Annotated in this window: 11 protein-coding genes; all 11 read left to right on the forward strand. The window is 70.5% G+C overall.

Translation table 11 applies throughout. From position 1 onward, the window contains the following. The first annotated feature begins 41 nt into the window (after nt 1–41). The 11 genes from ACFY0U_RS03345 (at nt 42) to ACFY0U_RS03395 (ending at nt 14,951) form a co-directional block, all read left to right on the forward strand. Nucleotides 42–1,376 carry an ABC transporter substrate-binding protein gene (locus ACFY0U_RS03345; RefSeq protein WP_388629423.1) on the forward strand — a complete coding sequence of 445 codons (1,335 nt, stop codon included), beginning with the start codon at nt 42–44 and terminating at the stop codon, nt 1,374–1,376. A 2-nt stretch (nt 1,377–1,378) separates the two neighbouring features. After that, entirely contained in the window at nt 1,379–2,320 is a 942-nt protein-coding gene (locus ACFY0U_RS03350) for a carbohydrate ABC transporter permease (protein ID WP_388629425.1), read from the forward strand. 3 nt (nt 2,321–2,323) lie between these two features. Continuing rightward, nucleotides 2,324–3,217: a carbohydrate ABC transporter permease gene (locus tag ACFY0U_RS03355; protein ID WP_388629427.1), complete on the forward strand. Its 894-nt coding sequence runs from the start codon at nt 2,324–2,326 to the stop codon at nt 3,215–3,217. 1 nt (nt 3,218) lies between these two features. Then, nucleotides 3,219–4,484 carry a 6-phospho-beta-glucosidase gene (locus ACFY0U_RS03360; RefSeq protein WP_388629430.1) on the forward strand — a complete coding sequence of 422 codons (1,266 nt, stop codon included), beginning with the start codon at nt 3,219–3,221 and terminating at the stop codon, nt 4,482–4,484. Next, nucleotides 4,475–5,446, forward strand: coding sequence for an N-acetylglucosamine kinase (locus ACFY0U_RS03365; protein WP_388629435.1), 972 nt, complete (start codon nt 4,475–4,477; stop codon nt 5,444–5,446). The genes ACFY0U_RS03360 and ACFY0U_RS03365 overlap by 10 nt, the downstream gene beginning before the upstream one ends. A 253-nt stretch (nt 5,447–5,699) precedes the next feature. Beyond that, the gene (locus ACFY0U_RS03370) at nt 5,700–7,109 is read left to right on the forward strand and encodes a hypothetical protein (protein WP_388630435.1); all 1,410 of its coding nucleotides are present in this window, start codon (nt 5,700–5,702) and stop codon (nt 7,107–7,109) included. A gap of 8 nt (nt 7,110–7,117) precedes the next feature. After that, nucleotides 7,118–8,212, forward strand: coding sequence for a glutamate ABC transporter substrate-binding protein (locus ACFY0U_RS03375; protein WP_388629438.1), 1,095 nt, complete (start codon nt 7,118–7,120; stop codon nt 8,210–8,212). A gap of 64 nt (nt 8,213–8,276) precedes the next feature. Further along, entirely contained in the window at nt 8,277–9,611 is a 1,335-nt protein-coding gene (locus ACFY0U_RS03380; RefSeq protein WP_388629441.1) for a hypothetical protein, read from the forward strand. Beyond that, nucleotides 9,608–12,148, forward strand: a complete 2,541-nt coding sequence (locus tag ACFY0U_RS03385; protein WP_388629444.1) for a tetratricopeptide repeat protein — start codon at nt 9,608–9,610, stop codon at nt 12,146–12,148. The genes ACFY0U_RS03380 and ACFY0U_RS03385 overlap by 4 nt, the downstream gene beginning before the upstream one ends. Then, nucleotides 12,149–13,504, forward strand: a complete 1,356-nt coding sequence (locus ACFY0U_RS03390) for a PP2C family serine/threonine-protein phosphatase (protein ID WP_388629447.1) — start codon at nt 12,149–12,151, stop codon at nt 13,502–13,504. It begins immediately after the preceding gene. Between the two features lie 100 nt (nt 13,505–13,604). Further along, the gene (locus tag ACFY0U_RS03395) at nt 13,605–14,951 is read left to right on the forward strand and encodes a VWA domain-containing protein (RefSeq protein ID WP_388629450.1); all 1,347 of its coding nucleotides are present in this window, start codon (nt 13,605–13,607) and stop codon (nt 14,949–14,951) included. Nucleotides 14,952–14,989 lie beyond the last annotated feature (38 nt).

Consider the following 14,989-nt stretch of genomic DNA (forward strand, 5'->3'; position numbering starts at 1 on the left):
AGCCCCCTTTCACCCATTCCCCGCCCCAGGGAGACCTCGCCATGCCCAAGCGCGCCCGAATCACGGCTTTTGCCCTGATCGCCTCCGCGGCCCTCCTCACCACCTCCGCCTGTACCGGCCAGTCGAGCACCGGCTCCGACGACGACGCATCCGCCGAGACCACCCTCAACTTCTGGCACGCCTGGAGCGCGCCCGCCGAGGTGAAGGCGGTCAAGTCCCTGATCGCCGGCTTCGAGAAGGCGCACCCCAACATCCACGTCAACGTCGTCGGCAACATGACGGACGACAAGATCAACCAGGCGCTGCGCGCGGGCGGTTCCAAGGCGCCCGACGTGATCTCGTCCTTCACCACCAACGCCGTCGGCAAGTTCTGCTCCTCCGGCGCCCTGGTCGACCTCAACCCCTTCTTCGAGAAGTCCGGCATCGACCCGGCCAAGACGTTCCCGACGGCGATGAACGAGTACACCCAGTTCGAGGGCGACCGCTGCACGGCGCCCCTGCTCGGTGACGCGTACGGCCTCTACTACAACAAGACGGCGTTCGAGAAGGCGGGCATCACGAGCCCGCCGAAGACCTGGTCCGAGTTCGAGGCCGACGCCAAGAAGCTGACGATCACTCAGGGCGACAGCTACAAGCAGCTCGGCTTCATGCCGAACTACCACGGCTGGGAGACCACGACCGAGCACTACATGGGCCAGTTCTCCCCGACGTACTTCGACAAGAGCGGCAAGTCGACGGTCGCGACGGACCCGGCGGTGTCGTCGGCCTTCACCCTCCAGAAGAAGCTGGTCGACGAGCTCGGCGGCTACCAGAAGCTGGAGAAGTACCGCTCCAAGCTCGGTGACGAGTGGGGCCCCAAGCACCCCTTCCACACCGGCCAGGTGGCCATGCAGCTCGACGGCGAATGGCGCCTCGGCATGGCCCTGGACGCCAAGCCCGACTTCGAGATCGGCGTCGCCCCGCTGCCGGTCCCCGACGACCAGGCCGACCAGTACGGCAAGGGCTACATCACCGGCACGATCACCGGCATCGCCGCCACCAGCAAGAAGCAGAACGCGGCCTGGGAGCTGGTCAAGTACATCACCACGGACACGGACGCGGTGGTGGACTTCTCCAACGCCATCCACAACGTGCCCTCCACGCTGGCCGCCCTGAAGTCCCCGAAGCTGAAGTACGACCCGCGCTTCAAGACGTTCCTGGAGATCGCGGCGAACCCGAACTCCACGACGAGCCCCGCCTCGATCAACGGCGGCGTCTACCTCACCACGATCCAGAACTTCGGCTACGAGTACGAGAGCGGCAAGGCCAAGGACCTCAAGTCCGGTCTGGCCGCCACGGCCAAGCAGATCGACACGGACATCGCGCAGGCGAAGTAGCGATGAGCAGCAACACGTTGAGGGCGAAGCGCCGCCGTTCGGCGCTTCGCACCGCCGCCTTCATGTCGCCCTGGCTGATCGGCTTCGCGGTCTTCTTCGCGTACCCGATGATCTCGACGGTCTACTTCTCGTTCATGCACTACGACGGTTTCAAGCCGCCGACGTGGAGCGGAACGAAGAACTGGACCTATGTCTTCGAGAGCTACCCCTACTTCTGGCCCGCCCTGCGCAACACCCTTTGGCTGGTGGTGATCACGGTGACCCTGCGGGTCCTCTTCGGACTCGGCATCGGTCTCCTCATCACGAAGATCAAGACCGGCACGGGTGTCTTCCGCACCCTCTTCTATCTGCCCTACCTGGCCCCGCCGGTCGCGGCGACGATGGCCTTCGCCTTCCTCCTCAACCCCGGTACGGGCCCGGTCAACTCGATCCTCGAGAAGATCGGCATCCCGGCCCCGGGCTGGTTCAACGACCCGAGCTGGTCCAAGCCGGCCCTCACCCTCCTGTTCCTCTGGGGCGTGGGCGACCTGATGGTCATCTTCATGGCCGCGCTGCTCGACGTACCGAAGGAGCAGTACGAGGCGTCGGAGCTGGACGGGGCCTCGGCCTGGCAGCGCTTCCGGTTCGTCACGATCCCCAACATCTCGCCGATCATCATGTTCGCGGTGGTCACCGGGGTGATCGCGGCGATGCAGTGCTACACCCAGCCGCTGGTCGCCGGAAAGGTCGCCTCGGGCGTGATCCAGGGCGCGGGCACCATGTTCGAGCCCGGCTACCCGGACAAGTCCACGCTGACCCTCCCCCAACTCGTCTACAACCTGGGCTTCCAGCGCTTCGACTACGGCTCGGCCTGCGTGGTCGCCCTGGTCCTCTTCGCCCTCTCCATGGCCTTCACCGCGCTCCTGATGCGGCGCCGAGGCGGACTGATCCAGGCAGGTGACTGACGGATGACCCAAGTACTGGACCGGCCGGTGGAGTTGAAGACCCCCACCTCGCCGGCCGAACGCACCGCCCGTCGCAAGGCCCTCCTGGAATGGATAGCGATCCACTCCCTCGGCATCGCCGCGGCCCTGTTCTTCACGCTCCCCTTCGTGTTCGTCTTCCTGACCTCGCTGATGAGCGACGACCAGGCCCTGAGCCGGGACCTGATCCCGCACACCTGGGAGTGGGGCAACTACCAGAAGGTCTTCGACACCCCGGGCTTTCTGACCTGGTGGAAGAACACGCTGATCTACGCCGGGCTCGGCACCGTCCTCGTGGTCGTGTCGTCGATCCCGGTGGCGTACGCGCTGGCCAAGTTCCGCTTCCGGGGCCGCAGTCTGTCCCTGATGCTGGTGATCTCGATGATGATGCTGCCGCCTCAGGTGGTCGTCATCCCGATGTACCTGTTCTGGGCCAAGCAGTTGGACCTCTCCGGCACCCTGTGGCCGATGATCATCCCGCTGGCCTTCGGGGACGCCTTCTCGATCTTCCTGCTGCGCCAGTTCCTGATGACGATCCCCAACGAGTACCTGGACGCGGCGAAGGTGGACGGCTGCGGCGAGCTGCGCACCCTGCTCAAGGTCGTCCTCCCGATGGCGAAGCCGGGTATCGCGGCGGTGGCCCTCTTCCAGTTCTTCAACGCCTGGAACGACTACTTCGGTCCCCAGATCTACGCCTCGGAGAACCCGGGCGCCTGGACGCTCAGTTACGGCCTGGAGTCCTTCAAGGGCGCCCACCACACCGACTGGAACCTGACCATGGCCGCGACCGTACTGGTCATGGCCCCCGTGATCCTCGTGTTCTTCTTCGCGCAGAAGGCGTTCGTGGAGGGTGTCACCCTCACCGGAGTAAAGGGCTGAAATGAAACTCACCGTGGTCGGCGGAGGCTCGACCTACACCCCCGAACTCATCGACGGCTTCGCCCGGTTGCGGGACACCCTCCCCATCGAGGAGCTGGTCCTGGTCGACCCGTCGACGGACCGGCTGGAGCTGGTGGGCGCCCTGGCCCGCCGTATCTTCGCGCGCCAGGGCCACGCGGGCCGGATCGTGACGACGTCCGACCTCGACGCGGGCGTGGACGGCGCCGACGCGGTGCTCCTCCAGCTCCGCGTCGGCGGCCAGGCGGCCCGGCAGCAGGACGAGACATGGCCGCTGGAGTGCGGCTGCGTGGGCCAGGAGACCACCGGCGCCGGCGGCCTCGCCAAGGCGCTGCGCACGGTCCCGGTGGTCCTGGACATCGCGGAACGGGTCCGCCGGACCAACCCGGACGCCTGGATCATCGACTTCACCAACCCGGTGGGCATCGTCACCCGGGCCCTGCTCCAGGCCGGCCACAAGGCGGTGGGCCTGTGCAACGTGGCGATCGGCTTCCAGCGGAAGTTCGCGGCCCTGCTCGACGTGGCCCCGCCGGAGGTCTTCCTGAACCACGTGGGCCTCAACCACCTCACCTGGGAGACCGGCGTCCGCCTGGGCGGCCCCGAGGGCAAGGACGTCCTGCCCGACCTGCTGGCCGCGCACGGCGAGGCCATCGCGGCCGATCTGCATCTGCCCCGCGCCCTCCTGGACCGGCTGGGCGTGGTCCCGTCGTACTACCTGCGCTACTTCTACGCCCACGACGAGGTCGTACGAGAACTGCGGACCAAGCCCTCCCGGGCGGCCGAAGTGGCCGCGATGGAGCAGGAGTTGCTCCGCCTGTACGCCGACCCGGCGCTGGACGAGAAGCCGGAGCTGCTGTCCCGGCGGGGCGGCGCCTTCTACTCGGAGGCGGCGGTGGACCTGGCGGCAGGCCTGCTCACCGGCACCGGAAGCCCGTACCAGGTGGTGAACACGTACAACCGCGGCACCCTGCCCTTCCTCCCCGACGACGCGGTGATCGAGGTGCAGGCGGCGGTGGCCCGGACCGGCGCGACCCCACTGCCGGTACCGGCCGTGGACCCCCTCTTCGCGGGCCTGACCGCGGCGGTGACGGCCTACGAGGACCTGGCTCTGGAGGCGGCCCTGAAGGGCGGCCGCGACCGTGTCTTCCGCGCCCTGCTCTCGCACCCCCTGATCGGACAGTACGCGTACGCGGAAGAACTCACCGACCGACTGATCGCACACAACCGGGAGCATCTCGCGTGGGCATGACCGCACGTGTCCTCGCCGTAGACGCGGGCAACAGCAAGACCGACGTGGCGGTCGTGGCGGCCGACGGGACCGTCCTGGCCACCGCGCGCGGCGGGGGCTTCCGGCCACCGGCGGTGGGGGTGCGGGCCGCGGTGGACGCGCTCGCCGAACCGGTGGCCGAGGCCTTCGCGGCGGCCGGGATCGCCTCGGTGGACCATGTCTCGGCCTGTCTGGCGAACGCCGACTTCCCGGTCGAGGAGGAGCAGTTGGCCGCGGCCCTGCACGCGCGCGCGTGGGGGGCGACGGTGGAGGTCCGCAACGACACCTTCGCCATCCTGCGGGCGGGCATCACCGAGCCCCGCGGGGTGGCGGTGGTCTGCGGCGCCGGCATCAACTGCGTGGGCATGCGCCCCGACGGCCGCACCGCCCGCTTCCCGGCGCTGGGCCGTATCTCCGGCGACTGGGGCGGCGGCTGGGGTCTGGCCGAGGAGGCCCTGTGGCACGCGGCGCGGGCGGAGGACGGCCGAGGAGAGCCGACGGCCCTCTCCCGCACGCTGCCGTCGCACTTCGGGCACGACAGCATGCTCGCCCTCATAGAGGCCCTCCACCTCGAACACATCGAACCGACCCGCCGCCATGAACTGACCCCGGTCCTCTTCGCCACGGCGGCCGACGGCGACCCGGTGGCCCGCTCGCTCGTGGACCGGCTGGCGGAGGAGGTCGCCACCATGGCCACGGTGGCCCTGACCCGCCTCGACCTGCTGGAGGAGGAGACCCCGGTCCTGCTCGGCGGCGGCATCCTGGCCGCGAACCACCCCCAACTGAACGACGGCATACGGGACCTGCTCACCGACCGCGCCCCCAAGGCCGTACCGCAGGTCGTGACGGCGCGCCCGGTGCTCGGGGCGGCCCTGCTGGGCCTGGACCGCCTCGGGGCGAGCGCCGCGGCACAGACCCGGGTACGGAGGTACTACGACGCCTGACGCGGCCCCCGCGACCCGAACCTGGAACCGAACAGATTCCCCCCGCGTGTGAATGGGCAGGGGGTGGTGCGGGGCGCCGAGTCATGCCGGAGACCCGCGTACCGCGCTGCAATCCGATCAAGATCCAGTGAAGGCCGGTGCGGATGTCGGTCCCGGCAGCGATACTTGCGGCGACGGATGACCATGGGGGAGGTCAAAAGTGACACACCCGCCGAAAAGCAGCGCGGCACCACCGGTACCCGGCATGCCCACCATGCCGGCGGTACCACCGCAACAGACGCATTCCAACGGCTCACCGGGCGGCGCCCCCACGCCCGCCCCACCGCCGGAGCCCCGTCGTACCGCGTTCGCCGAGGGCGTCGACCGGCTGCGCGCGGCGGCCACCACCGAACCGGGCCGGCTGCGCATCATCGGCGCCTTCCTCGCCGCCCTCGTGGTGGCCTTCGGCGCGGTCACCGCCTGGCAGATGACGGACCGCGCGGCGGCCGCCGACGACGTCCTGAACAAGAGCCAGCCGCTCAGCAGCGCCGCCGCCGACATCTACCGCAGCCTCGCCGACGCCAACACCACCGCCTCCAGCAACTTCCTGGCGGGCGGTCAGGAGACGGCCGAGTCCCGCGACCGCTACGAGAAGGACATCGACCGGGCCGCGGCCGGCCTCGTGAAGGCCGCCGCGAACTCCGACCCCGGTTCCGCCGCCGCCGCGACCGTCGCCGAGCTCAACCGTCTGCTGCCGCAGTACAAGGGCTACGTGGAGCGCGCGCGGACCAACAACCGCCAGGGCTTCCCCGTCGGCGGCGCCTGGCTGCGCTTCGCCAACGAGACCATGCAGAACGACATGCTCCCGGCGGCCGAGGACCTGTACAAGAAGGAGAACCAGCGGCTGCGCGCCGACTACGCCGACGCGACGCCCTACCCGTGGGCCGCGATAGGCCTCGGCGTCCTCGCGCTGGCCGCGCTCGCCTGGGCCCAGCACCGCAACTACCAGCGCACCAACCGCCTCATGAACCACGGCCTGGTGGCCGCCACGGCCACCGCGACGGTCGTCCTGCTGTGGCTCGTCGTGGGCCACAGCGTCGCGCGCGCGGGCCTGAACGACTCCTACGACCACGGCGTCCGCTCGCTCAACGTGCTGCACGACGCCCGCATCGCCTCCCTCAAGGCGCGCGGCAACGAGAACCTGACCCTGGTGGCCCGCGGCGCCGAGACGAAGACGGTCAAGGACGCCAAGGGCGAAGAAGTGACCGTGGACTCCTACGACTACGACTTCGACACCGACATGAAGAACCTCGGCAAGGGCCTGGCTCAGGCGGCGAAGCTCGCCGACGACGGCTCCGGCAAGCAGCCGGTCACGGCCGCCGAGGGCAACATGGCGGTGTGGAAGGAACGGCACGCCGCGGCCCGTGAGCAGGACGAGTTCGGCAACTACGAAGAGGCCCTGAAGCGGGTCATCGGCCCCAAGGGCGCGACGGGCGAGTGCTTCGACAGCGTCGACGACAACCTCGCCAAGGCGCTCGCGCACGAGGAGGCCGAGTTCGAGCAGGCGGCCGGCGACGGCAAGGGCGCGATGACCGGGCTCCCGGTGGGTGCCGCCGTGCTCGCCGTCCTGGGCGCGGCCGGCGCGGTCCTCGGCATCGGCCGCAGGCTGTCGGAGTACCGGTGAGAGGGGGCATGACGATGAATGCTCGACGCACACGACGAGTACGAGCACTGCGGTCCGGCCTGAAGGGCTGGGGCGGGGTCGCCGCGATGGCGGTCGTCTGTGCCCTCGCGGCCGCCTTCGCCCTGCTGCTGCCGCTGACCCAGCCCTCCGGCGCCGACACCGCCACCGGCGGCCCGGGCGTGGCCCATGGCGTCCAGGCGAAGGCCGAGGCCGAACCCTGCGACGACCCGCAGATCAAGAAGGCCCCGGAGAAGCAGACGCTGTCCCCGTCGGGCGCGGACGGCGACACCATCAAGAAGATCAAGGCCCGCGAGGGCGAGAAGCGCAAGCTGATCGTCGGCGTCGACCAGAACAGCTACCGCTGGGGCTACCGCGACCCCAACAACGACGAGGGCGGCAACACCCTGGAGGGCTTCGACATCGACCTGGTGCACCGGATCGCCGAGGAGATCCTCGGGGACCCGAACGCCGTGCAGTTCAAGGCGATCCCCACCAACCAGCGCATCCCGGCGATCCAGGCGGGCCGGGTCGACATGGTGGTCCGCACGATGACCATCAACTGCACCCGCCTGGCCGACGTGGCGTTCTCCGCCCCGTACTTCAAGACGGGCCAGCAGGTCCTCGCCCCCAAGTCCTCGCCGATCACCGGCCCCGACGACACCCTCGCCGGCAAGAAGGTCTGCACGGCGGCGGGTTCGACGGCCAACTCCGAGCTCACCACGCGCCAGGAGGGCGGAAAGCTCCCCGGGACCACCGACATCACCTCCACCGTCGTCCCCAACCAACTCGACTGCCTGGTACGGCTCCAGCTCGGCGAGGTCGACGCCGTGGTCACCGACGGCGCCCTCGCCGCGAGCCAGGCCGCACAGGACCCGACGGTCGAACTCAAGGGCGACGCCCCCTTCACCACCGAGTACTACGGCGTGGCGATGAAGCTCGACGCCGACGATCTGGTACGCCGGGTCAACCAGATCCTGGTGGACTACCGCAAGGACACCGCGAACGGCTGGCAGGCCTCGTACGACAAATGGCTCTCGGCGACACTGGGAACGGACTCGGCGAAGTCCGAGCCGCCCGCTCCGGAGTACTTGCGCAAGAGCTGACGTGGAGCACACCACCCACGACACGAACCCCCAACCCCGACAACCCAGCAGCGAGAGGTGATCGATGGGCGTCACGGGACCCCCCGGGCCGGTGATGGACCGGGACGAGGTGGACCGTGCGCTGGCGCGGCTCGGCGCGGAGTACGAGGCGATCGAGACCTCACTCCTCGCCTTGCAGGACCACTCGGGCCGCAGACTGCTCGAGGGCGCCGCGCTCACGGGTGTCACCAAGGAGCGCTGGACGTCCGCGGAGGCGTCGATCACGCTGCTGTGGGCGTACTTCGACGCGTACACGGACGCGTTGCGCAGCGCCCGGGAGATCAGGTCCCGGCGCCGCTGGTCCAGCCAGGGCGATCTGGCGGAGCTGACGGAGCTGCTGCGCGGCGAGTCGGTCACGGTGGCCGGCAGCACCACGGCGACGGCCAACGCGCCGACCCTGCACGGCAATTCGGGGAAGCTGAGCGAGCAGTTCAGCCTGGTCACCCTCGTCGACCGGATGAACGAGCTGTACGCGACTAGCCTCGACATGGTCGTCACCGCCGACGCGGTGTGGTCGGCGCTGCCCGCGCGCATAGATTTACTGGCCGCGGAGCTCCAGCGCACCCGCAAGCTCGCGCACTCCGTCGGCGTCCGCCCGGGCGAGCACCCGGCCGGCGACGACCTGGAGCGCATCACGCGCACGCTGACGCGGCTGCGCGAGGAGGTGGTCTCGGACCCGCTGGCGTACTGGATCCCGGCGCAGGGCAGTTCGGCACCGGGCGGCGGCCGGCCCGACACCACGGTGTACGACCGTGAGGCACGCGCCCTGGAGGACGTACGCCGGGAGATCGACGCGGTGCTGACGGTCCGTCAGGACGCCGAGCAGCGTCTGGTGAGACTGCGGGACGTGCTGTCCCGCGCGGACCGTACGCTCGCCGAGGCCCGGACCGCGCGCGGCGAGGTGCTCGCGAAGATCGCCGCCACGGAGGTGCCGGTCGTCAGCGGACCGCCGACCGTGCTCCAGGAGCAGCTGGCGCTGGCCGCCGAGTACCGCAGACAGGCCCAGTGGCACCGCCTCTCACCGCTCCTGGAGTCCCTGGAGCAGAAGGCGGAGGACGAACTGCTGCGTGCCCGCGAGTCGTTGACCGCGGTCACCCAGCCCCTGGCGGTCCGCGCGGAGCTGCGCGGCCGCCTCGACGCGTACAAGGCGAAGGTCGCCCGGCACGGCCTCGCCGAGGATCCGTTCCTCATCGAGCGGTACGACGCGGCGCGCCGCATGCTGTGGAGCGCGCCCTGCGATCTACGCGTCGCCGAACAGGCCGTCCTGCGCTACCAGCAGGCGGCCGCCGAGCTGTTCCGCACCCCGCGGGTGCCGGAGCAGAGCGGGCCCGAGGACCGTAGGGGGGAGGCCCAGTCATGAGTGAGGCACAGCGGACCTGTCAGCGGCCCGGCTGCGGCGGGTCGTACGAGGACGTGGGCGGCGGCGAGCTGTACTGCGACACCTGCGGTCTCGCACCGGTGGTGTCGTCGAAGGGCATGGTGGGTTCGCCGCCGACCGGCGTCACCGGCGGCGGCAAGGGCTCCCGTGGTTCGGGCAGCAGCAGTTCACGCTCCAGCGGCCGCGCCAGTTCCCGTACGTCGTCACAGTCGTCGAAGTCCCGGCGCTCGGTGTCGGGCCGCCTCTCACGCTCCCTGTCGGGCCGTACGACGGGCCGCTCGGTGTCGGTGCGCAGCTCCGGTTCCAGCACCAACACCAGCGCCCGCGGCCGGCTCGGCGTGGGCCTGGTCCAGGTCCCGGGCGTGCCGCGGCCCGACCCGCGCGCGATGGTCCTGGAGAACCCGGAGGTCCCCGAGCGCAAGCGGTTCTGCTCCCGCTCGGACTGCGGGGCACAGGTGGGCCGTTCGCGAGGTGACCGTCCGGGCCGCACCGAGGGCTTCTGCACGAAGTGCGGGAACCCGTACTCCTTCATCCCGAAGCTCAACTCGGGTGACATCGTGCACGGCCAGTACGAGGTCGTGGGCTGTCTCGCGCACGGCGGTCTGGGCTGGGTCTATCTCGCGGTGGACCGCGCGGTCTCCGACCGCTGGGTGGTGCTGAAGGGCCTGCTGGACACCGGCGACCAGGACGCGATGGCCGCCGCGATCTCCGAGCGGCGCTTCCTCGCGGAGATCGAGCACGCCAACATCGTGCGGATCTACAACTTCGTGGAGCACCTCGACCAGCGCACCGGCTCGCTCGACGGCTACATCGTCATGGAGTACGTCGGCGGCAAGTCGCTCAAGGAGATCGCCAACGACCGCCGCACCCCCGCCGGAAAGCGCGACCCGCTGCCGGTGGAGCAGGCCTGCGCGTACGGCATCGAGGCCCTGGAGGCCCTCGGCCATCTGCACAGCCGCAACCTGCTGTACTGCGACTTCAAGGTCGACAACGCCATCCAGACCGAGGACCAGCTCAAGCTCATCGACATGGGCGCGGTACGCAGGATGGACGACGACGAGTCGGCCATCTACGGCACGGTGGGCTACCAGGCGCCGGAGGTGGCGGAGGTCGGCCCGTCGGTGGCCTCCGACCTGTACACAGTGGCGCGGACCCTCGCGGTCCTGACCTTCGACTTCCAGGGCTACACGAACGTCTTCGTGGACTCGCTGCCGGACCCCGACAACATCGAGGTCTTCCGCCAGTACGAGTCGTTCTACCGGCTGCTGGTCCGCGCGACCGACCCGGACCCGGCCCGCCGGTTCGCCTCCGCGCAGGAGATGGCCGAGCAGCTGACGGGGGTGCTGCGGGAGGTCGTGTCCCTCCAGACGGGCCGTGCCCGGCCCTCGCTGTCGACCCTGTTCGGCCCCGAACTGCGGGTGACGGACACGGAGTTGTTCCCGAAGCTGGACGGTGAGGTGTCCCGGTTGGGGGCCCGGAGGGTCGTCTCCCGCCGCCGTTCCCCTTTCTCTTCCCCTTCCCCCCTTCCGCAGCTCTCGGCCGGCGGCGCGGTCGTCCCGACGCTCGGCAGCACCGAGTCCCTCGTCAAGACGGTGGGGACACCGGCCGCGGCGCTGGCCCTGCCCGTGCCCCGGGTCGACCCCGCCGATCCCAACGCCGGGTTCCTCGCCGGACTCATGGCCACCGCGGCCGCCGAGCTGCTCGGCGCGCTCGCCGCCGCGCCCGCGCCCTCCATCGAGACACGGCTGCGGCAGATCCGGGCGTGGCTGGAGAACGGGGACTCCCACACCGCGCTGGAGGCCCTGCGGCGGCTGGAGGAGGAGCGGCCCGACGACTGGCGGGTGGTCTGGTACCGCGGGGTCGCCTCGCTGGTCACCGGTGATCACGAGGCCGCCGCGCTCGCCTTCGACGCGATCTACGACGCCTTCCCGGGCGAGCCCGCGCCGAAGCTGGCGCTCGGCCTGTGCGCGGAGGTGCTGGGACAGCTCGACAACGCGGCCGAGTACTACCGTCTCGTGTGGTCGACCGACCCCAGCTATGTCAGCGCCGCCTTCGGTCTGGCCCGCGTCCAGCTCGCCAGCGGGGACCGGCCCAGCGCCGTACGGACCCTGGAGTCGGTGCCGGAGTCGTCCATCCACTACACGGCCGCCCGCATGGCCGCCGTACGGGCGCGACTGCGGCAACGCACGGCGGCCGCCGGTGACGTACCGTTCCTGGACGACCTGACCGCGGCCGCGGGACAGGTCGAGGCGCTGGACGCGTACGGACTGGATCCGGCGCGCCGGGAGCAGTTGTCCGCGGAAGTCCTCGGCTCCGCGCTCGACTGGATACTCTCCGGTGGCCAGGGCGCCGCACCCGCCGCTCGCCGGGTCCTGCTCGGCAGCGAACTGGAGGAGCGAGGACTCCGCTTCGGCCTGGAGCGTTCGTACCGCACGCTGGCCCGGCTGGCCCGAGGCGGCGAGGAGAGGATCGACCTGGTGGAACGTGCCAATCGTTACCGCCCCCGGACGTGGGTGTAGTTGATGTCGCAGATGCCCCAGCCGATCGCCCTGTCGAGGTGCCCGATGTGCGAGGAACCCCTCGAGTCGGGTGACCGTTTCTGTGGTGCGTGCGGATACGACCTGTCCGCCGTGCCCGCCCCGCCCGGCGACGATCCGACGCTCGTCGTCAACGGCTCGGGTCCGGCCGAGGGGGCCGCCTGGCCGGTGGCCTCCGAGCCGGCCGGCTCCGACACCCCGCCGGCCACCCATCTGCCGACGGACCTGGCGGGCACCGACTCCGGCGGCCGTGAGCTGCCGGTGGCCGCGCCCGCGCCGGCTGCCCATGAGCTCCCGCCCACCGGCTCCCCGGTCTCCCCCGTCACCGGCGTGCGCTTCGACCGCCCGCCGGAGCCCGACGAGTACCCGCTCCAGGCGCCCGACCCGCGCGTCGCCCAGGAGACGCCGACCCCGCCGGAGGGCGTGAAGGTGTGTGTCGCCTGCCGTGCGGGTCGGGTCGACCACGACGGCTACTGCGAGAACTGCGGCCACGCGCAGCCGCGCGAACGCGACCACATGGAGCAGGAGTCCGGCCCGATCGCCGCCGTCAGCGACCGGGGCCTGCGCCACCACCGCAACGAGGACGCGTTCGCCATCGGCAACACCACCCTGCCCGACGGCCGGCCCGCCGCCGTGGCGATCGTCTGCGACGGTGTCTCCTCGGCGACCCGCCCCGACGACGCCTCCCTGGCCGCGTCCCGCGCGGCGAGCGAGGCGCTGCTCGCCGCCCTGCCGCGCGGCACCCACCCGCAGCAGGCCATGCACGACGCGATCGTCGCCGCCTCGCGCGCGGTCAACTCACTGGCCGCCGAACCGGCCACGGCCCGTGAGCACGCCCCGCACCAGAACGCCCCGGCCTGCACGATCGTCGGCGCGATCGTGACGTCCGGGCTGCTGGTCGTCGGCTGGGTCGGCGACAGCCGCGCCTACTGGGTGCCGATCGACCGCAGCGCGCTGCCGGCCCGGCTCACCGAGGACGACTCGTGGGCCGCGCAGATGGTCGCCGCGGGTCTGATGAACGAGGCGGAGGCCTACGCCGACGAGCGCGCCCACGCGATCACCGGCTGGCTCGGCGCGGACGCGTACGAACTGGAGCCGCACACCGCTTCCTTCAAGCCGGACCGTGCGGGTGTAGTGGTGGTGTGCAGCGACGGACTGTGGAACTACGCCGAGGCGGCGCAGGAGATGGCCGAGGCCGTGCCGCTCGACGCGGCGGTGCGTCCCCTGCACAGCGCACAGGTGCTCGTCGGTCACGCTCTGGACGGCGGGGGCCACGACAACGTAACAGTGGCCGTCGTGCCGTTCCCCGCCCCGTCGCAGGGGGCAGGATCGGCCTGAGGCCGATTACGGGGACGTCTCAGCGGACCGGAGGGGACCGGTCCGCACACAGTCATCACCTCACGACAACCGTGGGGTCTGCGAGGGGGATTCAGCAGGCATGGCCAATTTCTCGAAGTCGAACGTGCCGCAGTTCTCGATGGACGTGTACCAGAACGAGTACCTGCCGGAAGGCGGCCGCGAGGTCAACGGCATCGTCACGGTGACCGCGACCGGCGGCGGCACGGTCGGGAGCGCCGTCGCGGCACCGCACCTGTACACCGCGGGACAGGGGCCGGACGCGGCCGTGGCGATCATGGTCGACTGTTCGGGGTCGATGGACTATCCGCCGACCAAGATGCGCAACGCCCGGGACGCCACCGCGGCCGCCATCGACACGCTGCGTGACGGGGTGCACTTCGCGGTGATCGGCGGGACGCACGTGGCCAAGGAGGTGTATCCGGGCGGGGGCCGGCTCGCGGTCGCCGACGCCACCACCCGTGACCAGGCCAAGCAGGCCCTGCGCAAGCTCAGCGCGGGCGGCGGCACCGCCATCGGCACCTGGCTGCGGCTCGCCGACCGGCTGCTGTCCTCGGCGGACGTCGCCATCCGGCACGGCATCCTGCTCACCGACGGCCGCAACGAACACGAGTCGCCCGAGGACCTCAAGGCCTCCCTGGACGCCTGCGCCGGACGCTTCACCTGTGACGCCCGGGGTGTGGGCACCGACTGGGAAGTGAGTGAAGTCACAGGGATCGCCTCGGCCCTGCTCGGCACCGCGGACATCGTTGCCGACCCGGCCGCTCTGGCCGCCGACTTCACACAGATGATGGAGACGGCCATGGGCAAGGAGGTCGCGGACGTCTCCCTGCGGGTGTGGACACCGGTCGGCACCACCATCAAGTTCGTCAAGCAGGTCGCGCCCACGGTCGAGGAGCTGACCGACCGCCGCACCGAGGCCGGCCCGCGCGCCGGGGACTACCCCACCGGTTCCTGGGGAGACGAGTCCCGTGACTACCACCTGTGCGTGGAGGTCCCGGCCGCCGACCTCGGCCAGGAGATGCTGGCCGCCCGGGTCTCCCTGGTCGTCCCCCAACCCGACGGCAGCGCGCAGAACTTGGGCGCGCAGGGTCTCGTACGGGCCGTGTGGACCGACGACATGGTCGCCTCGACGTCGATCAACCCTCAGGTCGCCCACTACACCGGGCAGGCCGAACTGGCACAAGTCATCCAACAAGGCCTCGATCTTCGCAAAGCGGGCGATATGGATGGAGCAACGGCCAAACTGGGCCGGGCCGTTCAGCTCGCGAGTGCCTCCGGGAACGCCGATACTGCGAAACTGCTTGCGAAGGTGGTGGACGTGGTCGATGCCGCGACAGGTACTGTGCGGTTGAAGGCGAAGGTCGCGGAAGCGGACGAGATGACTCTCGAGACGCGGTCCACAAAGACTGTTCGTGTAAAGAAGTGACCAGAAGTGACCTAGCAGGACCCTGGTAGGACAGAGAA

The sequence above is a fragment of the Streptomyces sp. NPDC001536 genome (assembly GCF_042894505.1).
Lineage (GTDB): Bacteria > Actinomycetota > Actinomycetes > Streptomycetales > Streptomycetaceae > Streptomyces.